This window comes from Oleiharenicola lentus (assembly GCF_051660365.1).
Taxonomy (GTDB): domain Bacteria; phylum Verrucomicrobiota; class Verrucomicrobiia; order Opitutales; family Opitutaceae; genus Lacunisphaera; species Lacunisphaera lenta_A.
Genome location: NZ_JBOZXB010000003.1, coordinates 222956 through 245539 on the forward strand (window position 1 = coordinate 222956; position 22584 = coordinate 245539).

A 22584-nucleotide genomic window follows, 5' to 3' on the forward strand; every position below is an offset into this window, starting at 1 on the left:
GGCTTAACCTGCAAACGGTTTCAGATACACCATCACCAGCGCGACGAGGACCAACGCGAGCGTGATAAAACTCAGCGTCGCGCGCAGGTGCGGCTTGCGATACACCACGCCGCCAAGCGCCGCGAGCACGAGCCAGCAGCCCAGTTTCACAAACATCCACGCGTAAAATTGATTCGAATACACTTTCGAAATCAGTCCAAAACCGCTCACCAACACCAACAGGCCAGCGACGCCGGTGATGATCATGGTGCGCTTTTTGTTCACCGGATCCGGGTTCGCAAAAGCCATGAAGGTATGCGCGATCAGGACGAACAAAGAGAAGACGTGGAGGATGTGATAGAACGTGGGGCTCATTTAGCGTGTGTGGAAAAAATTAAAGACACCCCATTTGTGCCGTATGCCCCAAGGCTCATGTCCTTTTTAAGTTAAAGGTGGGCACCACCCGACGAGCTTCTGTCTTCCGGTTGCGGCCTGACATCCACCCGCCTGTCAGCGGTTCCCAAATTATAGCAAAGGCAAAGAGCGTAATTATAGAGCACCTCGAACACTACAGGGTGTCAGCCGCAGACCGTAGTCCTCCCCTTCTTCCCGTCAAATGAAAGCTTCAATAAAAACGGAGCTTACTCCATCACGGTCGGATCCAAGTGCTGCACGACGAGTTCCTGCAAGGTTGCGAGAAACACATACGCCGCGAACGCCTTCTGCTGGGTTTCCGATAATTCGGACAAATTCACTTCACCCGTCTCCAACGCTTCGTCACCGAGTTCCTTTAAATGCTTTTCGCGCAACCGCAGGCGCACAGCCGAGCACGCGCGCAAGACCGGCTCGCTGTTCGTGGATTCCAACGGCACCACACCGGTCGCGAAAAACTCGCTTCCGAATAGCGAAAGCAGCACCGCCACGTCGCTGCGCTGACTGCTGAGCAATTCGTGCGACCACTCCGACGCCAATTCCTCCTCGTTGGCGGGCAACTGCGGCGCCACCGCGAGTTTCACGCCGAGATCGTCGACGGCGTCTTTGATGACGTCGAGCAACGGCGCGACCGCTTCGAGATTTAACCTAACCTCAACTCGTTTCATCGTTCTCGATCACCGCCGTGAGATGCCATTGTTGCAACGTGAAGACGTAAGCCTCGGCCTGCTCGCGCACGCCACTCCACACGACCGAGCGGCCGTTCTCATGCACTTCCAGCATGTGCCGACGCGCCCGCATCTCGGGAAACCCAAAGACCCGTTTGAACACCATGACGACATACGACATGAGATTCACCGGATCGTTCAACACGACCACGCGCCACATGTCCGCAGGTTGCACCTGCGTTTCCGTGGCCGGCTGTGGCGCCTGTTTGGTTTTGGCCGCGACTACGATCATGCCTTCACGGCGGCTTCGTGCACGACTTGCGCGACCACCGTATCGGCGTCCGCGATCGCGATTTTACGCACTTCTTTCGACCTGCGCGGCTTGAACTCGAAAATCCCTTCTTTGAGGCCTTTGCCACCCACGGTAAAGCGCAGCGGAATGCCGATGAGGTCGGCGTCCTTGAACTTCACGCCCGGACGTTCGACGCGGTCGTCGATCAACACATCGGCTCCAGCCTTTTCGGCGGCAGTCGCGAGTTGTTTGACCAAAGCGGTGGCCGCGGCGTCCTGCGGATCGAGATTCACGACCAGCACCTGCCACGGGGCAATCGCCCACGGCCAGATGATGCCGTCGGCATCGTGGCTCTGTTCGATGACCGCTTGCAGCGTGCGGCTCACGCCGATGCCGTAGCAGCCCATCACCATCGGGTGTGACTGCTTCTTGTCGTCGGTGTAAACCGCTTCGAATTTCTCGGAGTATTTCGTGCCGAGTTTGAAAATGTGGCCGACTTCGATGCCACGGCGCACCTTGAGCGGCTGGCCGGATTTCGGGTCGGGCTCGCCCGGACGCACGCGACGGAAATCGCCAAACTTCGTGATCGCGAGATCGCGCGTAACATTGACGTTGCGCACGTGCACGCCGTCTTTGTTCGCGCCGGTCGTGCCGTTGCCCACGAGACGAATCGCGTGGTCGGCAAAAATACCGGCGAGCGCGCTCTGGTTTTTGACCGAACCATTCACCGCACCGAGAGAGCCGGGCTTCGCGCCCAACACCGGCTCGATTTCTTCCGCTGTCGCCGGGCGGAACACCGTAAAACCGAGCGAGCCAATCTTCGCTTCTTCGAGTTCGTCGCAACCGCGCAGAATCACGAGGAACGGTTTGCCGTCGCCCACGTAAACGAGCGTCTTGAATTGTTTGTCCGCCGCCACCGAGTAAGGCGCGGCTTCGAGCGCGGCAATCGTCACGACCCCCGGCGTTGCGAATTCTTCCAATTCGCCCACCGGAGCCGCATCGACGAGATCAGCCGGCACCAGGCCGCTCGTGGCTTTCTCGCGGTTCGCCGCGTAGCCGCTCTCTTCATTGTAGATCACGTCGTCGTCGCCGATTTCGGCGGGCACCATGAACTCATGCGAGAAACTGCCGCCCATCACGCCGGTGTCGGCCTCGACCGCGATCGCGGTCACGCCGATGCGACGGAAGAAGTTTTCGTAAGCGGTCTTCATCGCGAGATAGCTCTTGATCGCGCCGTCGTCGGTCGCGTCGAACGAATACGCGTCCATCATTACGAATTCGCGCGCACGCATCAGGCCGAAGCGCGGGCGGATTTCGTTACGGAACTTGGTGGCGATTTGATAAAAGTTTTTCGGGAGGTCGCGGTAGCTCGTGATCTCGGCTTTCACGAGCGGCGTGATGACTTCCTCGTGGGTCGGCCCGAGCACGAACTCCGGCTCCTTCGAGCGGCCTTTGCCGGCACCTGCGCTGTCGACGCGAAACATGATTTCGCGCGCCGCCGCCCAACGCGGGCCTTTTTCCCAAAGCTCAACCGGATGCACGTGCGGCATCCAGAGTTCGATCGCGCCACCGCGTTCCTGCGCTGGTTGTTCGCGCTCCATTTCCTCGCGGCAGATTTGCGAGATCTTCTGCATGACGCGCAGGCCGAGCGGCATGAACGTATAAAGGCCGCCGCTTAATTTGCGCACGAGTCCGGCGCGCACGAGCAGCTTATGGGAGGCGATTTCCGCATCCGCCGGGCTTTCCTTGAGCGTGGGAATAAAAGTCTGGGACCAATATTTCATGAGAGCCTGCGACGAGAACAAGTCGCCCACGGTGGCGCAAATGTATTTGCGCCCGGCCGCCCTCCCCCGTTTTAACCCCTGAAATGTCCACGCCTCCGCGCCGTCCTGAACGCAAACCCTGGTCGATGAAATGGCCCATCATCGCCATCGTCATTTTCGTGGTCGGTTACACCTTGGTGAACCTTTACTTCCGGAAGCCCGGCCCCGCTTACCGCCCTTACCAAGACGCCCAGGATCGCGCCACGCTCGCCCGGCTTGTCGCCGCCGGTTGGCACACCCTGCCCGTCGACCTCCGCCGCCCCACCGAACGTCCGCCGACCGAGAACATTGCCAAGACCGGACGCGGCTCCATGGGCCTCGGCCTGAACTTCGAAGCCAACTTCGCCGAAAAACCCAAGCTGCTCGCCGCCATCGATCGCGTCACCGCGCCGGCTTCCATCAACCAAGGTGAAACCTACCGCGGCTTCTTTACCGCGCGCATCACGCCTGACCTGAAGACCGAACTCGGCGATCTCGCGCTGTATTTCAAAGCCCACGAACTCGTCCTCGTGCCCACGCTCGACACATTGCCCGGCGACGTGCGCAGCCGTTGGGAAGATGCGGACTACGCGTTCAGTTTTTCCACAGCCTCGCTGTCGGCCGGCACGTATCAAATCCGCATTGTCGCCAACGGCCCGGCGGTGACGTGGAGTTTCACGGTGCGCTGAGGCGCAACAATCCATTGACGAGCGCGGCGACATGCCTGATTAAATCGCGCTCAACCAACGATGAGCAACGGCGCCCACATCAAGCCCACGGATTTGCGTGGCATCCTGAAATACGTTCCGCGTTTCCAGGGACAGATCTTCATCATCGCGATCGACGGCAGCATCGTCGCCGATGACAATATCCCGAATTTGCTCACGGATATCGCCGTGCTGCGTTCGTTGGGCATCAAAGTCGTCATCGTGCATGGCATCGGCCAGCAGATCGTCGAGCTCGCGAAGATCCGTAACATCGCCATCACGGACGCCATCGGCACCGGCGTCGCTGACGCCGCCACGCTCGACCTCGCGATCCGCGCGTCATCACGCGTCACCCATCTGGTCATCGAAGGCCTAACCGCCAACGCGCTGAAAGCCGCGCTCACGAATGCCGTGCGCGCGATGCCCTTCGGCATCATCAAAGGCGTCGATCACCAGTTCACGGGACGCGTCGATCGCATCGACAAGGATTTTTTCCAGCAACTGATCACGTCGGGCGTCGTGCCAGTCGTGAATCCGATTGGTTTCGACCGCGACGGCAAACCGCTGCGCATCAACTCCGACGCGCTCGCCGCCGAACTGGCCGAGGCGATGCAAGCTACGAAGATTATTTACCTCACGCCGAACCAAGGTCTCGAGATCAACGGTAAGCTTCAGCACAACATCCCGGTCGACGCGCTGCGTCGCTTGCTCGAAACGAAACCGGAATCAATTAACGAGCCGATGCGCAGCAAGGCCGAGCAAGCCATCAAAGCCATCGATAACGGCACGCCGCGCATCCACTTGATCGATGGACGCGAACCGGAAGGCCTGCTCGCGGAAATTTTCTCCAACGAAGGCGTCGGCACGCTCATCCACGGCAACGAATACCAACAGATTCGCAAAGCCACCAAGCGCGACGTCCGCGCGATCTACAACCTCACGCGTTCCGGCATGAAGCGCGAGGAACTCCGCGCGCGCTCGCAGCAATCGATCGAAAAAACGATCGACCAATTCTACGTTTTCGAAATCGACGAGAATCTCATCGCCTGCATTTCGCTCACGCTTTACCCCGAAGACGCGAAGGTCGCGGAGATCGGTTCGCTTTACGTCATGCCTTTCTATGGCAACCGCGGCATCGGCAAAAAGATGGTGGACTTCGCCTGCATGCGCGCCGGCGAACTCGGTGTGACTAAGGTCATCGCCCTCTCAACGCAGGCGTTTTCGTTCTTCACCTCCGTCTGCGGATTCGAAGAAGCCGATAAAGATGTGCTCCCCGAATCCCGCCTCAAAGCCTACGAGGAAAGCGGGCGTAATTCCAAAGTGCTTGCAAAGAAAATCTGAGGTTCGCGCCGACTGCCCATAAGCGCGTTGAATCCCAGTGCCGAGCGGTTGAAGTTTTTGCGCATAAGCCACGAAAAATAGAGTCCGCCGTTGCGCTGCGCGATTCCCGCCTCGTAATTTTCCGTATGCGGTCGTCACAAAAATTAATCGTGACCGTCCTTTTCTGGGTCGGCACGGTCGCATTTGCGCTCGAAGCGTTCGCCGCGCTGCCCGCACCCACGCCGCCCGACGCCACCCAACAATCGGTTACTCTGCTCGCCCAGGCCGACGCGCTCGACGCGATAAATCCCGAGCAAGGTTTAAAGCTCGCGCAACAAGCCCGCACGATTGCGCCTGACGAAATGACCCAGCTCAAAGCCGAGGCGGTGATGGCGCGCTTGCATCGCGCGATTACCGAATACGCGCAGGCCCACGAACTCAGCACGCGCGGTCTGGCGCGCGCCACCGAATTGAACGACCGTTCGTTGATGGCGCAGTTCAACTACGTGCTCGCCCGCACCGAGTGGAACCTGGGCAATTATCCGACCTCGATGGAGCATTTCCTCCAGACGCTCCGACTCGCGGAAGAAATGCACGACAGGGGGCTCACCTTCGATGCGCACAGCGGCATCACCGCGCTGTTTCGTGACTTCAAGCAGCCCGAGCAAGCAGACTACCATCTCGAACAAGCCCGCCGGATCGCCAACGAAATCAACGACAAGGTGCGGCTCGGTGATTACTACAAAATCCGTGGCAATTACCTATTAACAAGCGGCAACTATAAAGGCGCGCTCGAATCCCAGCAACGCTCGCTCGAAATCCACACCGAAGCCGGCAGTGAACGCGGCATCGCGGACGCGTGGCAGAACCTCGGTTACGCGAACGAACACCTCGGCGAACTTTCCCTCGCTCTCGAACAAACCCGCAAGAGCATTGAAATTTACCAGCGCCTCGCGCTGCGCCGCCAACTCGTCAACGCATTGCGCCAATCCGGCCGCCTCCTCGTAAAACTCAAGCGCGCCTCCGAGGGCGTCAAGGAACTCGAAGCCACGCTCGCGCTTTCCATCGATCTTAAAAGCCGTTCGCTGATCGCCTACAGTTATCGCGAACTCGCCCGCGCTTACGAAGCCGCCGGCGATCTGCCCGCCGCTTACAAAGCCCAGCAAAATCTGGTTTCGGCCAACGAAGCATTTTTCAACGAGCGCTCAAGCCTGCAACTCGCCGTCCTCAACAGCCGCTATATTGCGGAACGCCGCAACTTGGAGGTCACGCTGCTGCGTCGCGATCAGGCCTTAAAAGACTCTGAACTCGCCCGGACGCGCGCCCAACGTTACTGGCTGATTTGCGTCGCGGGCGTTGGCCTCGTGGCACTCGCCGCCATCATCAGCCGTCAACGGCTTAAACTAAGAAGCAAGCGCCGGATCATCGAACAGACCGAGATCGCCAAGGAAGCCGCGGAACAAGCCGACGCTCTCAAGACACGGCTGCTCGGCATCGCCTCGCACGATCTCAAAAATCCACTCTCGGCCATCACCGGTGGCTTGGTTGAGTTGCGCGAATCGATGCCCAGCGAAACGCAATTCATCGACCTCCTGCTCGCCGAAAGCGAGCACATGTCCGACCTCATTCGCGACCTGCTGGATCACGCGGCGCTCGAATCCCGCCAACTCAAACTGGACTGCGAGCCGCTCGATCTGGCCAAGCTCGTCGGCCGCGTCGTCACTGCCCAGCAAACCCGCGCCACGCAAAAATCCATCGCGCTCTCCGTCGTGAACACAAACGCCGGCTCCTGCGAAATCGCGGGCGACGCGCAGCGGTTGCACCAAGTATTCACCAACCTAGTCGACAACGCCGTTAAATACACCCCACCAGGAGGCAAAGTAACCGTCACGATTACGAGCGACGCGGATTACGTCACCACGCAGATTCTAGACACCGGCGTGGGCCTGACCCCCGACGATTTGAAGGGTCTCTTCGCGCCTTTCACCCGCCTTTCCGCCAAGCCCACCGGTGGCGAAAGTTCAACCGGACTTGGCCTCTCCATCTGTCACGAATTAGTCGCGCTGCACCACGGCCAACTCACTGCTGAATCGAGCCTCGGTGTCGGCAGCGCGTTCACGGTGACGTTGCCGCGCAAGTCAGCGAGCATCACGACCACAACGCCCGCCGTTTAGAAAAGAAAAAGGCACCCGCTTTCGCGCGTGCCCTTCGAGGAGAGTCTCAAGCCTTCGAGAACCGCGTTTAGCTCTTCAACTCGACGATCACTTGAATTTCGGTCGTAGAGCCTTTCGGCAAACCCGCCGCCGCGACCGCCGCGCGTGCATGTTTACCGGCGTCGCCGAAAACCTTCCCAAAGAGTTCCGATGCGCCGTTGATGACGGCCGGGCTGTTCTCGAAGCCACTGATCGCGTTTACGAAGCCGGTCACCAGCACGATCTGCTTCACGCTGTCGAGACTGCCGGTCGCTAGCTTGATTACGGCGAGCGTATTGAGTGCACAGACTTTAGCGGACTCATAGGCGGTTTCCACGGTCTGCTCTTTGCCGACCTGCCCGACGTGCGTCATCGCGCCGTTCAATGCGCTAATTTGGCCCGCGCAATAGAGTAAATTTCCGGTGCGGATAAACGGCACGTAAGCGCCGGCGACCGCGGGAGGATTCGGGAGCGTGAGCCCGAGTTCGTTGAGTTTGGCTTCGTAATTCATGGGATTATTTCTTGGGGATAAACTCAAACGCCACGACGTCCTTCACGTCGACTTTTTTATCGAGCACGCCGACTTCCTGCAGAATGGCGATTTGCTTGTTAATCCGTGCATCCGTGATCTGCCCCGGATACTCGCCCTTTGCAGAATCACCGAGCACGATCTTGTAATCGTTCATCGCTTTCACGCTGTAAGCCATGAACTCCGGCGTCAGGTCGTTGCGCTTTTCCACGAGCAACTTGTTCGCCGGCGTCGGATCGCCAGTCAGGTAATCCACCCACCCGCGCACGCTCGCGCGGACAAATTTTGCGACGATCTCAGGATTTTTTTTGATGTAGTCGTCACTGGTTAACATCACGCGATACGGCTCGTAGGTGTCGTTGGCGATCAGGATGGCCTCAGCCTCAGCGCCGCGTTGACGCACAAAGAAAGGCTCATTCGTCACGAAGCACTGCTGCACGAACTGCAGATTGCTCATGAAGCGCGCGAGGTCGCCGACCAGCGGCACGAGGTTGAACTGCACACCCATCTTTTGGTTCACGACTTGAATCCACGTGGAGCCGGAGCCCGCCATCACTGTTTTGCCCTGCAAGTCGTTCAGCGAACGAATCGGATTTTCTTTGTGAAAAAGAATTCCCTGCGCGTCGCGCTGCATCTCGGCGCCGATCATTTTGATCGGCAAGCCGCGCGCGATGGCGACGATTACGTCGTCACCGTTGGTCATCCCAAATTCCACGCGCCCAATCGCCACCGAACTCATCACCTGCGCGTTCGGTCCGCCGGGAAGAATTTCGACGTCGAGTCCCTCGGCCGCATAAAATCCTTTCGCGACCGCTTGATAATACCCGCCATGTTCAGGCTGCGGATACCAATCGGTCTGCAGGCGCACTTTGACCAAGCCGTTGGCCGCCGCCGCAGTTGCATCGGATTTTTTGCCGCAGCCCGCGAGCGCCATGGCCGCGGCGCCGAGCATGAGGGGAAAAAGTTTAATGAGTTTCATAGTTAGTGATCGTTGCGTTCGTAGGAGTCGTGCCATTTGCGCAACACAGCCCAGTTGAGCCAGGAAATTGCCGCGACGAAAATAAAACCGATGAGGCAGCTCGTCAGCGCTGTCGCGAAGAGCGCGGGGATTTTCAGCTGCGTGTTGTAGCTGTAGACTAGAAACCCCAATCCACCGGATTTTCCCGCCGAATTACCGACCATGTATTCGCCGAAAATCGCGCCAATCGGGGCGAGCGTCGCCGCGATCCGCACACCGGCCAGATAAAGCGGCATCGCCGTCGGCACGCGCAACAGCCACATCTCCTGCCATCGGCTCGCGTTGCACATTCTAAAAAGCGCGACGTGATTCATGTCCGTCGAGAGCAATCCTTGCGTGGTATTCGCCACGATCGGGAAAAAACTAATCAGCCACGTGATCGTGATGATGCCCGGCATTCCCGGCCCGGCCCACAACATAATGATCGGCGTGAGCACAATCACTGGCGTCATCTGCAGCACGAGCAGCCACGGATAAAGGCTCGCGCGCAATGATCGCGACGTGCCGAGCCCCACCGCGATTAAAAACCCCGTCGACGCCGCCAGTGCAAATCCACCAATCGCACCCCACACGGTTTGCCCAGCGGCGCGCAGTAAGCGTTCACGTTCGTTCCAGGCCGCATTCAGAATTTCCAGCGGCGTCGGCAAAATCCAATCCGGCAGTCCGCTAAAATATTTCACGGCATACCAAATCGCCACAAACAACGCCCCGCTGACCACCGGCAGAATCCACAACCAAATCGGTGACATCTTTTTCATCGCGTCACGCCCTCCTCGACCTCGTGCAGCAAACGCGTGACTTCGTTCACCTTGGTTTGAAACTCTGGGCTACCGCGCAGTTCGGGCTCACGCGGGTAGGCGAAATCCACCTTCACTTCGGCGTGAAATCTTCCGGGATTAGCCGCCATCACAAAAATCCGATTCGAAAGAAACACCGCTTCTGCCACGGAGTGGGTCACAAAGAGCGCGGTGAAGCGCGAGCGCTCCCGCAAAGCGAGCAACTCTTCGTTGAGCCGGTTTCGCGTCATCTCGTCGAGCGCGCCAAACGGTTCGTCGAGCAGCAGGAGTTGCGGCGAAAGCGTCAGCGCGCGCGCGATCGACACCCGCATCTTCATGCCGCCAGACAACTGACGCGGATAATAATTCGTGGCGTGGCCAAGTCCGACGAGTTCCAACATCTCACGCGCTTTCACGGCGCGTTCAGTGGCTGCCACGCCGCGCAATCGCAGCGGGATTTCCACGTTCATCTGCGCGGTGTGCCACGGCAGCAGCGTCGCATCTTGAAAAATAAACGCCTGCTTGTCGCGCGCCTGCCGTGGTTTTACCTCCGCGACGGTCAACTCGCCACTCGTCCACGGACTCAAGCCCGACACGAGTTTCAGCACCGTGGATTTCCCGCAACCGCTCGGCCCGATAAATGAAACAAAATCACCCGGCGCCACCGTGAGATTAATACCGTCGAGCACGACCGGGCCATCGCCGTAGCGTTTAATCAGCGAGGTGAATTTGACGATCGGCGCAACTGCGTCCATGAGTGCACGTCAATGGACACGAACGCGCTCAAAACGCCAGCCACTTTGCCTTTTGCCGCGTGGCAATCCTTGTCACCGGCCGAAGTGGCGCGTGAGACGCAGATCCGCATCGCCGCCCTGCCCGACGATCTCCATCGCGCCGCCATCGCGTGGCTGCGGCTCGAAGGCGAACTCGTGACCGAACTCGAAGCGGGCAAGGATTCCACCGCGCCATTGCGCGGAATTCCTTACGTGCTGAAAGATCTGTTCGACCTTTACGGTGTGCCCACATTTGCCGGATCGACTTTTCTGAAACAAGCGCGCGGCACCCCTGTGGCCGATAGCGCCATCGTCCTGCGCCTGCGGGAACTTGGTGCCGCGTGCGTCGCCAAGACTCACCTCGTGGAATTCGCCGCCGGCCTTTTCGGCGACAACCTCCACTACGGCGACTGTCCGCATCCGCATTTTCCGGAACGACTGTCCGGCGGATCCAGCAGCGGTTCCGCAGCGCTCGTCGGCGTCGGCGCCGTGCCATTTGCCATCGGCACCGACACCGGTGGTTCGATGCGCGTGCCGGCGGCGTTTTGCGGCGTCTATGGATTTCGCAACGCACCGCGCGATGCCTTCATTCGCGACGCAGTCGCGCTCTCGCCCACGTTCGACACGGTAGGATGGTTTACCAACAACGGAGCCGATCTGCTCACCGCGACGAGTGCCTTGCTCGGTGAATTCGAACCCGCACACGGTTCGTTGCGCGGCGTTTATGTGCCCGCGAAATCGTTTGGCATCACTTTCGATCCCGAGACCGCCGAGGCTTACGAGAACGCCGCCAAAGCGTTTGCACCTTCCATCGATTCCGTCGCGAGCGAGGCGCTTTTCTCGTCGTGGCAAAACGCCATCGACGCCTACACCGTGATCGCACTCAGCGAAGCGCACGTCGTGCATCGTGAGTGGTTGACGCGCTTTAAGGAGCATTACACCCCGAGCATCTGGCAACGCTTCACCGACGGCGGTCACTACACGCCCGCGCAAATCGAAGGAGCCCGCGCGACCATCGCAACCGTGCGCGCCGCATTCGCGGCATTTTTTGTTAACCACGACTACCTGATTCTCCCCGCGACTCCGTTTCCGGCATTGCGCAAGGACGAGTGCACGCCCGAAGCCCGCAAGAGCCTGCTCACGCTCACCGCGCCGGCGAGCTTGGGCGGTTTGCCGGTCGTGACGATTCCCGTGATACTCTCATCCGGCTTGACCACCGGGCTGCAAATCATCGTGCCATCCGCGACGAGCGCCGCGATTCCCGGGCTGCTCAAAACATAGTTAGGGCGGTTGTCCTTAACCGCCCCTACCAGTTTAAGAGTTGTTCGGCGGCTTTTCCGAATACATCAGCGGTCACATTCTGCTTCGACGCTTCGACGAGCATGCGCTCCAACGACGGCGCTTGCTCCTGCCCGGGATACAAAATCAGCGGATAATCCGAACCAAACAACACTCGCGCATCCGGCGCTTTTTTCCAAACCTCCGGCCCGTAAAGCAACGGTGACGCGGCGGTATCGAACCACACGTTTGGCAACTTCGCCACGCGCTCATCCCACGCCAGTCCTCCACCCCAATGAGCGAGAATAAATGTCGTCTGCGGGAACTCGCGCGCCATCTGCCCGAAATCCGCCAATGGCGTATCGACCCGACCGGGAAACGACCGACTCAGCGGATCAGTCACGTGCAGATTCACCGGCAGTTTTAATTCACCCGCGAGCGCGAGCACGCGCTTCCAATTCACATCTTCCACACTCACGCGTTGCGAATGCGGCGAAAGTTCGCCCAGGCCTTTGAAACCCGCATCGGCGGCCCAACGCATTTCCGCGAGCGCGGCCTCGCCCGCCGCCGGATGCAGCGTGGCAAACGCCGCCAGGCGATCCGGATGCGCTTTCATACATTCCGCGTAAAAACGGTTTTGCTCGAAGCACGTCGTGTGGTTTTCCCAATACCAGCCGAGCAACACCGCTTTTTCCACGCCGGCCAGATCGAGATCACGCAGCAATTCATCCACGGTGGGAAAACCCTGCACGCCTCGTCCGTCTTTGCGGCGACGCGTGCACAGCAATGCCCAATGCGTCTCGCCACGCGCGGCTGCCCACGCGGCGGGTTCGTGGCCTGCTGCCGGCGGATAAAGATGCACATGAGCGTCGATCACTCGCATAGAATTCCAAAGTGGGCGTTCATAATCTTCGCCCACACTCCCCTCGCAAGCTGAGAACCCCACCAGCCGCGTAACAATTTTCGGCCGGCATCTCATTCGCGCGGTGCACGCGTCTATTTTTCGAATGATTTTCAGTTGCGAGCTGCGCGATGGAACCGCGTTAATCGCCGGATGAAATACCTGCTTTGGCTCGCGGTTGCTCTCAGTTGTGCTCACGCCGCGCCTTTCGATCAACGATTCGAAATCATCAAGCGCACGGCGAATCCAGCGGAGCTTTACACGTTGCTCTACGCGCTCCCCAAAGGCGGCGACATCCACAACCACATGGGCGGTTCGGGCCTCTCCGAATGGTGGTATGAGTTCGCGACCAACCCCGAAAAAAACGGCGGCGATACGTTCTACACTCGGGTAAAATTCAGCACACCGATCGAGACGGGTCAGCCGCTCATCGTCTATCGCACGATTCGAAAGTATGCTTACGCCCAACTCGCCGATGCCGAAAAAACGGACTACGTCGAACTCAGTAAACTTACCGCCGAGCAAAAGAAAGGCTGGCTCGATGGCCTGCGCCTTGATCGCCAAGGCGAGGGTCGCCACGAATTCTTTGCGTGGATCTGGCCGCGCCGCGGGCAGATTGGACAGAATATCCACGTCAGCACGGAGATCCTCGTGCGCAACCTGCAAGCGTTCGGCGCGGAAGGCCTGCGTTATCTAGAGACTCAGTTTGGCGCCGACGGCTACTCTGACAACGACGGCAAGGCGATCCCGGTCGAAACCGCCGTGGCGTTTATCAAATCGCGTCTCGCCCGCAGCGACGCGGTGAACAGCGGCGTGACGGTGCGTTTTCAAGACACGGTGATTCGCTTCGCTGCCGATGCCGAGCGCTCGCTCGAAAACACTTATCACTTCATCGACGCAAATCGCGATCTCTGGGTCGGCATCAACATGGCCGGCATCGAGGAAAACGGCAAAGGTTACCCCGCGCGCTTTCTTCAGAAATACCGCGAGCTACGTCGGATTTTCCCCACGCTGCCGCTCTCGATTCACGCCGGCGAAATGGACGGCCCCGACAAGCACATCCGCGACACCCTGCTGCTCGGCGCGAGCCGTATCGGTCACGGCGTAAACCTGATTCAAGATCCCGACACGCTCCTCCTGATGCGGAACAATCAATTCCTCGTCGAAGTAAACCTCATTTCAAACCAGCTTCTGGAATACACGCCCGATCTCTCGAAACACCCGTTTCCCGAATATCTCCGCACCGGCGTGCCCGTGTGCCTCAACACCGACGACCGCGGCATGTGGGACAGCAACCTGACCGATGAATACTACACCGCCGTCACGCTGTTCAATTTGTCCTGGAACGAAATCGTGCAGCTCGGCCGCAACTCCCTCGCCTACTCATTCGTGCAACCTGAAGTGAAAACAAAACTGCTCGCCGACTACGATGCGTCCGTCAAAGCCTTCGAAGCAAAATACCTTCCCGCTGATTCACTCAAACAACTCGCCGCCGTGAAACCCGTGACCTACGGCTACGCGAAACGCACGTGGGGTTTCGAGTTCAAGTGAGTGGCTCAATGATACCTACGCTTACGACCGCACGGCTCACTCTCGGCGCATTCCAAGCCGAGGATGCACCGCACGTCGAATTGCTCGCCGGCAACGAAGCCGTGGCCCGCACGACGCTCAACATTCCGCATCCCTACCCAGCGGGCGCGGCGACGCCGTGGATTGCTTCTCACGCAGCGACCTTCCTCAACGGCGACGGTCTCACCTTGGCGATTCGCCTCAACGGCGAACTCATCGGCTGCATCGGCCTGACCCTCTTCGCTAAAGATGAGCGCGGTGAACTGGGTTACTGGATCGCCGAGCCACACTGGAATCGCGGCTACGCGTCCGAAGCCGCGGCAGCCTGCGTGCGCTATGGATTCGAGACGCTCGGCTTACGACGGATTGCCGCGCACCATTACCCCATCAATCCGGCTTCCGGGCGCGTCATGGAAAAGATCGGGATGAAACCGGAAGGCAGGCTGCGCGCTCACGTGAAAAAAGCCGGCTCATTCCACGACGTCCTGCTCTACGGGATCCTTCGCGAGGAATTTCTCGGTTAAGTGATCGCCTTCTGCGCGGCCGCATTCGGGCGTCGCCGCCACAACCCGCGTTTGGGCGCGAACACGAGCGCTCCGAGAAAAATCAGCGCTTGCACGAGCACGATGCACGCACCGGTCGAGGCGTTGATAAAGAAGCTCACATAAATTCCCGTCAGGCTGGAGAACACTGCCGCGCTCACCGCGATCGCGAGCATGCGGTTGAACTTGTCGGTCACTAAATACCCGATGCACCCAGGCGTCACGAGCATCGCGATGACGAGGATGATGCCCACGGCCTTGAGCGACACCACGATCGTCACGGCCAACAGCGATAGCAGCAGATAATAAAGCACCGTGGTCGGCAACCCGATGGTGCGCGCCTGCGCGGGATCAAAACAGAACAGCAACAAATCGCGGCGCAGTGCGAGCACGATGGTCAGGGTGATGCCGCTCACGATCAGCGTGTCGCGCAAATCTCCCGCTTCGAGCCCGAGGATGTTGCCAAAGAGAATATGATCCAGATGCAGGTCGCTTTTGATTTTAGTGAACAGCACCAGGCCAAAAGCAAACAAGCCGGTAAACACCACGCCCATCACGGTGTCTTCCTTTACGCGAGTATTCGCTTTGATGTAACCCGTCGCGACCGCGCAAAAGAGTCCCGACGAGAATGCGCCGATGGCCAGGGGCAGCCCGATGGCGTAGGCGATGACGATGCCTGGCAGCACCGCGTGCGAGATCGCATCGCCCATCAGCGACCAGCCTTTCAACACCAGATAACACGACAACACCGCACACACGCTCGCGATCGCGACGCCGACGATCATGGCATCGACCATGAACGGATATTTAAACGGTTCCAACAAAGTGCTCATGCCGCCCCGCCCTCCGCAACTTCCGTGCGGCGTTTCTTCGCCGCGCGCAGGCCGTGTTTCGGTGCGAACACGAGCGCGAACACGAACAGCAAACTCTGCAATGTCACGATGCACCCGCCGGTCGATCCATCGAAAAAGTAACTGATGTAAGCGCCCACGAGCGACGTCACCACGCCCATCGAAGAAGCGATGACGATCATCTTTCCAAAGCGATCCGTAAGCAAATACGCCGTCGCGCCCGGCGTGACGAGCATCGCGACCACCAGACACGCCCCGACCGTTTGCAGCGCCGCCACCGCCGTGGCCGAAAGCAACGTCAGCAACGTGAAGTTAAGCAAAGTCACGTTCAGGCCCATCGCGCGCGCTTGGTTCGGATCAAAGCAAAACAGGAGCAAGTCACGCCATTTGAGCCCGAGCACCGCGAGCGTGATGCCCGAGATAATCGCCACCTGCAAAATATCCGGATCGGAAATACCGAGGATGTTGCCAAAAATAATTGTCCGCAGATCCACAGAGCTTGGAAAAATAGAAATCAGAAAAAGCCCCAGTGCGAAGAACGCCGTGAACACCACGCCAATGACCGCGTCTTCGCGCAGCCGCGTTTTTGTTTTCACGAACCCCATGCCCACCGCCGCCAGCAATCCCGTGCCAAATGCACCGGCTGCAAACGGCCAGCCCAAGCTGTAGGCCACCGCCACGCCCGGCACCACCGAGTGCGAAAGCGCGTCGCCCATCAACGACCAGCCTTTCAGCGTGATGAAGCACGACAGGAACGCGCACACTCCGCCGATCAAGCCACTCACCAGAATGGCTTTCAGCATGTATTCATACTGCAGCGGGAGAAGCAGCGTATCGATCATTGATCGTCCTCTTTCTCCGCACGCTGCTCGATGACTTTCTCGCGACCTTCGCGACGACTGTATTCCAAATGACCGTCCTTGCCGAACACCAACGGGCGCTCGTCGTCGGTGAGCAACGTGACCGCTTTCCCGTCGTGCTTCTGCACCGTGGATTCGTCGAAACGGAAATGTCGCAACACGCCGCCGAAAGCCTCGGACAAATTTTTCTCCGTGAAGACTGTTTCCGTGGGACCAAACGCGAGCACGGTGCGATTCACGAGGACGACTTGATCGCAAAACTCGGGCACGGATCCAAGGTTGTGCGTCGACACGAGCATCAAGTGCCCTTCCGCGCGCAAGTCGCGCAGCAAATCGATGATTGCGGTCTCGGTCTTCACGTCGACGCCGGTGAACGGCTCGTCGAGCAGGATCACGCGGCTGCGTTGCGCCAAAGCTCGCGCGAGAAACACGCGCTTCTTTTGTCCGCCCGAAAGTTCACCGATCTGGCGGTCGCGAAATTCCAACATCCCCACGCGCGCGAGGCTTTCCTCGGCGATGCGTTTGTCCTCCGCGCGCGGAATGCGCAGAAAATTCATGTAGCCGTAGCGCCCCATCAAAACGACATCCCACACGCTGACCGGGAAACTCCAGTCGACTTCCTCCGACTGTGGCACGTAAGCGACAAGATTGGCTTTCAACGCATCGCGCACCGGTTTGCCCGCGATGAGCACGCTGCCCCGCGCCGGGCGCACGAAATCCATGATCGCTTTGAAAAGCGTGGATTTGCCGCTGCCATTCACGCCGACCAATGCGCAAATGGATCCGCCCGTGAGATGGAAACTCGCGTCGCGCAACGCCACGTTACCATTCGGGTAGCTGACCGTGACGTCGGTAACCTTTAGCTCAATCGGGCCCGAAGACAGTTTTGAATCGCTCATGGAGCGGTGAACCCTTCCACGATGGTTTGGGCGTTATATTCCATGAGTTTCAAATAAGTCGGCGCCGGGCCGGAAGCGATTGTGAGTGAATCCACATGAAGCACGCCACCGTAGCGCGCCCCGGTTTCTTTGGCAACTTGCCGCGCAGGTTTATCGCTCACCGTGCTCTCGCTAAACACCACCGGAATTTTGTGCGCCCGCACGCCGTCGATGACCTTGCGGACTTGTTGCGGCGTGCCTTGCTGGTCGGCGTTCACGGCCCACAAGAAAAGCTGTTTCAGTTCAAAATTTTGCGCGAGGTAAGGAAAAGCGCCTTCGCTTGTTACAAGCCAACGCTGGCCGGCGGGCAATTTCGCCAGCTCTACGCGCACACTTTCTTCGATGAGCTTGAACTTCTCCGTGTAGGCTTTGGCGTTGGCGGTGTAAGTCGCTTCGTTTGCCGGATCGAGTTTCACCAGTGCCCGGCGAATATTTTCCACGTAAACCACGGCGTTGCGCGGCGACATCCACGCATGCGGATTCGCTTTTCCCGTGTAAGGGCCTTCTTCGATGCCAATGGGCTGGATGCCCTCGGTGAGCACCGCGCTCGGCACGCCGCGCAAGTTGCCGAAAAACTTTTCGAACCAACGCTCAAGATTCAATCCGTTCCAAAGCACGAGATCGGCTTTCTGTGCTTTGACGATGTCCTGCGGCGTCGGCTCGTAGCCGTGGATTTCCGCGCCGGGCTTGGTAATCGATTCGACGATGGCGGCGTCGCCCGCGACGTTCTGCGCCATGTCCTGAATGATCGTAAAGGTGGTCACGATGCGTTTCTTCGGCCCAGCGTGGGCCGTCGTGGCTACCAGTGCGCTCATTAATACGACTGCGCCGATCATCCCGTTTCGAGGAAGTAAGTTTGTTCTCATTTTAAATTAGAAGCGGCGCGAAAATCCCACGAACGGCTGATAATCGGGCGCCGAGCGCGTGACGCCAAAATTGCATCCGAAATCGAACTGCGCGTTCTCAGCATACGCATACGTGAAACCGATGTCGAATTGCCCCTGCCATTTGAAACCCGGTGAATCGCCGGTCACCGCGACTAACTCCACATAGCCACCCCAACGCTCACTCAAATCCCGACTGAAGGTGATCGAGTTTAGCCACTCCGTCGCATGCCCGCCCGCGTCATCGCTGACAAAATCGATCTCGGTCATCGCACCCATGCCCCAGCCCGCGGGCAATTCCATCGCGAACGGGAAAATAATCCCGCCCTCGGTTTCACCGTTACGCAGACCTGAAGCCGACAACGGCCACTTGATGAACGGCATGATACCAAACGCCGTCGTGCCACCGTCATTGCCCCAAAAATTGAATTTAACGCGCGTGGTCACATCGCCAAACCCGGACGCACGCCACACCAGGCCCGTCGTGCGATCTTCGATTCGCGCACGCACATGGGTATCGAGCATGAGTTGCACGTCGATCCGATTGGTCAGCCCAACTTTCAAATTCAGTGGCGCGATACTCCACACCTGACCGCGAACTTCGCTGCCGCCTGAAAAATCTCGGTCGAACGTGAAATTCACCAAATCCATCTCCAACTGGAAATGCCCCGCATCCACCGTGTAAGGGCTTTCCGTCTGATCGGGACGATCCGTGCTCAGTTCACGCAACAGCGAGGCCGGCGTTGGAGACCACAACGAATAATCGGATTTGTCGGCGGTGCTCTGCGCAAACAACCCCGTCGCAAGCATGCCAACAAGCGCCATCGCTACGACCCGACGACTGTGAAGACGGGCAACATTAAGTCGGGCAATGGAAAATTGGTTCACGGCACATTGATTTGTTAGACCAAGATAATTAGACAAGACTAATCTTTTATCTAAACCGGCTTCTCCCTTGTCAGCGATGAGGCGTCCGTTAATTCCTTCGGGTGAATGTCGAAAAATTTCGCGCGCCTTGTCTTTGGTTTCACGCTCGTGTTTTTCGCCGTCTTTTTTCTGTGGCCCATCCTGCAGATCCTCAAAGGCGGTTTTATCGACGCCGACGGGAAACTGACGTTCGCCTACCTCGCCTCGCTGCTCACCGACCCGATTTATTTGGGCGGTCTCGCCAATTCTTTCCTGTTGGCGCTGACGACGACGACGTTCGCGCTGCTGATCGCGATGCCGCTCGCGTTTATCACCGACCGCTTCGTTTTTCCGGCGAAAGGTTTTCTCGGTTCGTTGATTTTGGTGCCGATGATTCTGCCGCCTTTCGTCGGCGCGATCGGCATTAAACAAATTCTCGGTCAATATGGCGCGCTCAACGCCTTCATTATCGATCTCGGACTGCGGCCGGAAGGTTGGACCTTTGACTGGCTCGGCGCGAATCAGTTTCTGGGCATCGCCCTCGTCAACGCGTTCAGTCTCTACCCCATCATTTATCTCAACGCCGTGGCCGCGCTCGCCAATATCGACCCGGCAATGGAGGAGGCAGCAGAAAATCTCGGCTGCGTCGGTTTTCGACGCTTTTTCAAGATCACGCTGCCGCTCATCAAATCAGGACTCTTCGCTGGCGGCACGATTGTGTTCATCTGGGCGTTTACCGATTTAGGCGTCGCGCTAATTTTCGACTACTCGCGCGTCACCTCGGTGCAGATTTTCTACGGTTTGAAAGATATCGGCGGCAACCCGTTCCCGTATGCGCTGGTGGCGGTAATGTTGTTTAGCTCGGTCGCGTTTTACGCGATCGGCAAAGGCCTGTTCGGGCGCGATTCGTATGCGATGATGGCAAAGGCGACCTCTTCCGGTGGCCCGCAGGCGTTGCCCAAAGGGCGCGCGTGGCTGTGCACGGCGCTGTTTGGGACGGTAACTTTTATCGCGGTGCTGCCGCACATCGGCGTCGTGCTGGTGGCGTTTTCCAACGACTGGTATGGGAGCGTCTTGCCGAGCAGTTTCAACCTGGGCAATTTCGAGATCGCCCTCGGCCACGACCTCACGGTGCCGGCCATCGCCAACAGTCTTAAATACGCCAGCATCTCGACCGTCATCGATCTGGTTCTGGGCGTCGCGCTGGCCTACGTGATCGTGCGCTCGAAAATCGCGGGCCGGCAGATTCTTGATTTCCTCGCGATGATGCCGCTCGCGGTGCCGGGCCTCGTGCTCGCGTTCGGTTATCTCGCGATGAGTCAGGACGGAAAATTCTTCTCGTTCCTCAACCCGACGCGCGACCCGACGATCTTGTTGATCATCGCCTACTCCGTGCGTCGGTTGCCTTACGTGGTGCGCTCCGCCGCCGCCGGCTTTCAGCAAACGAGCGAAACCCTCGAAGAAGCCGCGCAAAACCTCGGGTGCCCGCCGCTCAAAGCGACGTTCAAAGTCACGCTCCCACTCATCATGGCGAATCTCATCGCTGGCGGCCTGCTCGCATTTTCTTTCGCGATGCTCGAAGTGTCCGACTCCCTCGTGCTCGCGCAAAAGCAGCTCTATTATCCGATCACGAAGGCGATCTACGAACTCTTCCAGTTGCTCGGCGACGGCAAATACATCGCTTCCGCCCTCGGCGTGTGGGCCATGGCTTTCCTTGGCGTCACCATCGCGGGCATGACCATTCTCCTCGGCAAAAAACTGGGCGCGATCTTCCGCGTCTGATCGCTGCGGCAGTTTAATTTCTCATGTGGCTGCTGTTGATCGTTTCGGTGCTGTGGGCGTTTTCGTTCGGCCTGATTAAGCGCTACCTCGTCGGCGTTGACTCATCGTTTGTTTCGGCTGTGCGGCTTGGATTGGCGCTACTGGTTTTCATTCCGTTTCTGCGTTTTCGCGGAGTGACGTTCCCGCTCGCACTGAAATTAATTGCGCTCGGTGCAGTGCAATTCGGGCTCATGTATCTGGCTTACAACGCGAGCTTCCAATACCTGCACGCTTACGAGGTCGCACTCTTCACGCTGACCACCCCGATCTTTGTCACGCTGCTCGCCGATTTACTCGACCGGAATTTTCACGCGCGATCGCTTTTCGCAGCCCTCCTCGCGGTGATCGCGACCGGCGTGCTGGTTTACCGCCATCAAATCCCCAACGCCACGTGGCAGGGACTCGCGTTGGTTCAGGCTTCTAACCTCGCTTTTGCTTTCGGCCAGGTGGGCTATCGGCGGTTGCGCGCACAACACACCTCGCTGCGTGATCGCGATATTTTCGCCTGGCTCTACCTGGGGGCCTTTGTCACCGCGCTGATCGCGATTCTGCTGAGTGCAGAGATCGACCTCACTTTAAAAATGCCGCAGTTACTCACGTTGGTTTATCTGGGACTCGTCGCGTCCGGCTTGGGGTTTTTCCTGTGGAATCTCGGCGCGCTCAAAGTCAGCGGCGGCAAACTGGCCGTGATGAACAACCTGAAAATCCCGCTCGCCGTCGCGTGTGCGTTGCTCGTTTTTGGCGAGTCGGCCAACGTGCCGCGATTACTCACAAGTTTGGCATTATTTAGTGCCGCCCTTTGGCTGACGAACACGGACAAAACCTCGGCCAAACCACGTTAGGGCGTCTTCGGTTTGCCCGGCTTGGGGAAAGTTTTGGCGACGGCCTCAAGTTCGGCCGCACGTTTTTCATCGAGCAGCTTTCCACGATAGTCGCCGGACGCTTCCCATTTTCCTTTCGCCACGGTGACGGCGATCGACGCATTGCGGAACAGCGCTTGCGCGTCGGCATTGTTGGGCTGCAACTGCACCAAGTCGCGGGAAACTTTTACCGCTTCTTCTGCCCGACCGACCGCAAGCAATGCTGCGCCCAAACCCAACAACAAGTCCGGGCGATCCGGTTCCTCCTCTCGCGCGCACTCGAACGCAAACACCGCCGTTTCATTCCAGCCAAGCTCGGCGGCGGCTTTGCCCAGCAGCGCAAGCGCTGAAACATTGTTCGGATTCTTGAAAAGCAATTTGTCCGCCGAAGCCACCGAACTCAACGGGTTGTCTTTGAGCTGCGAATTGCCGCTCAACATGAACGGCGCGCTGGAAACCGAGCTCACCAATTTGCCGAGCAACCCCGCTTTTTTCCCCTCCAATTTTAGTTGGGCGGCGCGGACTAGTTTGCGCACGGCGAGGCACGCCGGAAATTCCATCAATACGGCCTCTGATTTTTCGAGTGCCTGCTCGAACTGTCCGCGCTCGAATGATTGGCGCGCGCTCTCGACTTGTTTTTGCCAGCGGAAATCGAGGGAAACGATGGGTATTTCAGACATGCTAAA

Annotated in this window: 23 protein-coding genes and 1 other RNA gene; 8 read left to right on the top strand and 16 right to left on the bottom strand. The window is 58.6% G+C overall.

Annotated features, from left to right (window positions below; translation table 11 throughout):
• Positions 1–3 precede the first annotated feature (3 nt).
• The 5 genes from ACRRQW_RS20260 to ACRRQW_RS20280 all read right to left on the bottom strand — a co-directional run bounded on the left by ACRRQW_RS20260 (position 4) and on the right by ACRRQW_RS20280 (position 3155).
• A complete protein-coding gene (locus tag ACRRQW_RS20260) occupies positions 4–354 on the bottom strand; it encodes a SirB2 family protein (RefSeq protein ID WP_438483449.1) in 351 nt (116 codons plus the stop codon).
• A 23-nt stretch (positions 355–377) separates the two neighbouring features.
• Positions 378–559, bottom strand: a non-coding RNA gene (gene ssrS, locus ACRRQW_RS20265) — 6S RNA.
• A 61-nt stretch (positions 560–620) separates the two neighbouring features.
• Positions 621–1079: a hypothetical protein gene (locus ACRRQW_RS20270; protein WP_438483450.1), complete on the bottom strand. Its 459-nt coding sequence runs from the start codon at positions 1077–1079 to the stop codon at positions 621–623.
• Positions 1066–1371 carry an ATP-dependent Clp protease adaptor ClpS gene (locus ACRRQW_RS20275; protein WP_438483451.1) on the bottom strand — a complete coding sequence of 102 codons (306 nt, stop codon included), beginning with the start codon at positions 1369–1371 and terminating at the stop codon, positions 1066–1068. The genes ACRRQW_RS20270 and ACRRQW_RS20275 overlap by 14 nt, the downstream gene beginning before the upstream one ends.
• Positions 1368–3155 (bottom strand): proline--tRNA ligase, encoded by a 1788-nt coding sequence (locus ACRRQW_RS20280; protein ID WP_438483452.1) that lies wholly within the window; start codon positions 3153–3155, stop codon positions 1368–1370. The genes ACRRQW_RS20275 and ACRRQW_RS20280 overlap by 4 nt, the downstream gene beginning before the upstream one ends.
• Positions 3156–3238: 83 nt before the next feature.
• On the opposite strand from ACRRQW_RS20280, the gene ACRRQW_RS20285 reads away from it, so the two are divergent.
• From ACRRQW_RS20285 to ACRRQW_RS20295, 3 genes are all read left to right on the top strand, one after another.
• Positions 3239–3862 carry a hypothetical protein gene (locus ACRRQW_RS20285; protein WP_438483453.1) on the top strand — a complete coding sequence of 208 codons (624 nt, stop codon included), beginning with the start codon at positions 3239–3241 and terminating at the stop codon, positions 3860–3862.
• Between the two features lie 60 nt (positions 3863–3922).
• Complete coding sequence (gene argA, locus ACRRQW_RS20290) at positions 3923–5221, top strand: amino-acid N-acetyltransferase (RefSeq protein WP_438483454.1); 1299 nt, start codon at positions 3923–3925, stop codon at positions 5219–5221.
• 125 nt (positions 5222–5346) lie between these two features.
• A complete protein-coding gene (locus ACRRQW_RS20295) occupies positions 5347–7374 on the top strand; it encodes an ATP-binding protein (RefSeq protein ID WP_438483455.1) in 2028 nt (675 codons plus the stop codon).
• Positions 7375–7441: 67 nt separating this feature from the next.
• On the opposite strand, the gene ACRRQW_RS20300 is transcribed toward ACRRQW_RS20295, so the two are convergent.
• Genes ACRRQW_RS20300 through ACRRQW_RS20315 form a run of 4 tightly spaced genes read right to left on the bottom strand, consistent with a single transcriptional unit; the run spans position 7442 to position 10470 of the window.
• Positions 7442–7903: a RidA family protein gene (locus ACRRQW_RS20300; protein WP_438483456.1), complete on the bottom strand. Its 462-nt coding sequence runs from the start codon at positions 7901–7903 to the stop codon at positions 7442–7444.
• 4 nt (positions 7904–7907) lie between these two features.
• Positions 7908–8900, bottom strand: a complete 993-nt coding sequence (locus tag ACRRQW_RS20305; protein ID WP_438483457.1) for an ABC transporter substrate-binding protein — start codon at positions 8898–8900, stop codon at positions 7908–7910.
• Between the two features lie 2 nt (positions 8901–8902).
• Positions 8903–9697 carry an ABC transporter permease gene (locus ACRRQW_RS20310; protein ID WP_438483458.1) on the bottom strand — a complete coding sequence of 265 codons (795 nt, stop codon included), beginning with the start codon at positions 9695–9697 and terminating at the stop codon, positions 8903–8905.
• Complete coding sequence (locus ACRRQW_RS20315) at positions 9694–10470, bottom strand: ABC transporter ATP-binding protein (protein ID WP_438483459.1); 777 nt, start codon at positions 10468–10470, stop codon at positions 9694–9696. Before ACRRQW_RS20315 ends, ACRRQW_RS20310 begins: the two co-directional genes overlap by 4 nt.
• A gap of 12 nt (positions 10471–10482) precedes the next feature.
• Here ACRRQW_RS20315 and ACRRQW_RS20320 point away from each other — a divergent pair, with 12 nt between their 5' ends.
• Entirely contained in the window at positions 10483–11769 is a 1287-nt protein-coding gene (locus tag ACRRQW_RS20320) for an amidase (RefSeq protein ID WP_438483460.1), read from the top strand.
• Between the two features lie 25 nt (positions 11770–11794).
• Here ACRRQW_RS20320 and ACRRQW_RS20325 read toward each other — a convergent pair whose 3' ends face one another.
• Positions 11795–12649 (bottom strand): amidohydrolase family protein, encoded by an 855-nt coding sequence (locus ACRRQW_RS20325; protein ID WP_438483461.1) that lies wholly within the window; start codon positions 12647–12649, stop codon positions 11795–11797.
• Between the two features lie 171 nt (positions 12650–12820).
• Between ACRRQW_RS20325 and ACRRQW_RS20330 the strand changes: the two genes are divergently transcribed.
• Complete coding sequence (locus ACRRQW_RS20330) at positions 12821–14218, top strand: adenosine deaminase family protein (RefSeq protein WP_438483462.1); 1398 nt, start codon at positions 12821–12823, stop codon at positions 14216–14218.
• 8 nt (positions 14219–14226) lie between these two features.
• On the top strand, positions 14227–14760 hold the full coding sequence (locus tag ACRRQW_RS20335; protein WP_438483463.1) for a GNAT family N-acetyltransferase: 534 nt from the start codon (positions 14227–14229) through the stop codon (positions 14758–14760).
• On the opposite strand, the gene ACRRQW_RS20340 is transcribed toward ACRRQW_RS20335, so the two are convergent.
• From ACRRQW_RS20340 to ACRRQW_RS20360, 5 genes are read right to left on the bottom strand one after another with little or no spacing between them, the layout of a single operon-like run.
• Positions 14757–15611 (bottom strand): metal ABC transporter permease, encoded by an 855-nt coding sequence (locus tag ACRRQW_RS20340; RefSeq protein ID WP_438483464.1) that lies wholly within the window; start codon positions 15609–15611, stop codon positions 14757–14759. The genes ACRRQW_RS20335 and ACRRQW_RS20340 overlap by 4 nt on opposite strands.
• Positions 15608–16471 carry a metal ABC transporter permease gene (locus ACRRQW_RS20345; RefSeq protein WP_438483465.1) on the bottom strand — a complete coding sequence of 288 codons (864 nt, stop codon included), beginning with the start codon at positions 16469–16471 and terminating at the stop codon, positions 15608–15610. Before ACRRQW_RS20345 ends, ACRRQW_RS20340 begins: the two co-directional genes overlap by 4 nt.
• Positions 16468–17388, bottom strand: a complete 921-nt coding sequence (locus tag ACRRQW_RS20350; protein ID WP_438483466.1) for a manganese/iron ABC transporter ATP-binding protein — start codon at positions 17386–17388, stop codon at positions 16468–16470. Before ACRRQW_RS20350 ends, ACRRQW_RS20345 begins: the two co-directional genes overlap by 4 nt.
• A complete protein-coding gene (locus tag ACRRQW_RS20355; RefSeq protein WP_438483702.1) occupies positions 17385–18263 on the bottom strand; it encodes a metal ABC transporter substrate-binding protein in 879 nt (292 codons plus the stop codon). Before ACRRQW_RS20355 ends, ACRRQW_RS20350 begins: the two co-directional genes overlap by 4 nt.
• Before the next feature lie 36 nt (positions 18264–18299).
• Complete coding sequence (locus ACRRQW_RS20360; RefSeq protein ID WP_438483467.1) at positions 18300–19199, bottom strand: transporter; 900 nt, start codon at positions 19197–19199, stop codon at positions 18300–18302.
• A gap of 105 nt (positions 19200–19304) precedes the next feature.
• On the opposite strand from ACRRQW_RS20360, the gene ACRRQW_RS20365 reads away from it, so the two are divergent.
• Both ACRRQW_RS20365 and ACRRQW_RS20370 read left to right on the top strand, forming a co-directional pair.
• A complete protein-coding gene (locus tag ACRRQW_RS20365) occupies positions 19305–20999 on the top strand; it encodes an ABC transporter permease (protein WP_438483468.1) in 1695 nt (564 codons plus the stop codon).
• 23 nt (positions 21000–21022) lie between these two features.
• On the top strand, positions 21023–21880 hold the full coding sequence (locus ACRRQW_RS20370) for an EamA family transporter (protein WP_438483469.1): 858 nt from the start codon (positions 21023–21025) through the stop codon (positions 21878–21880).
• On the opposite strand, the gene ACRRQW_RS20375 is transcribed toward ACRRQW_RS20370, so the two are convergent.
• Positions 21877–22578: a hypothetical protein gene (locus ACRRQW_RS20375; protein WP_438483470.1), complete on the bottom strand. Its 702-nt coding sequence runs from the start codon at positions 22576–22578 to the stop codon at positions 21877–21879. The genes ACRRQW_RS20370 and ACRRQW_RS20375 overlap by 4 nt on opposite strands.
• Positions 22579–22584 lie beyond the last annotated feature (6 nt).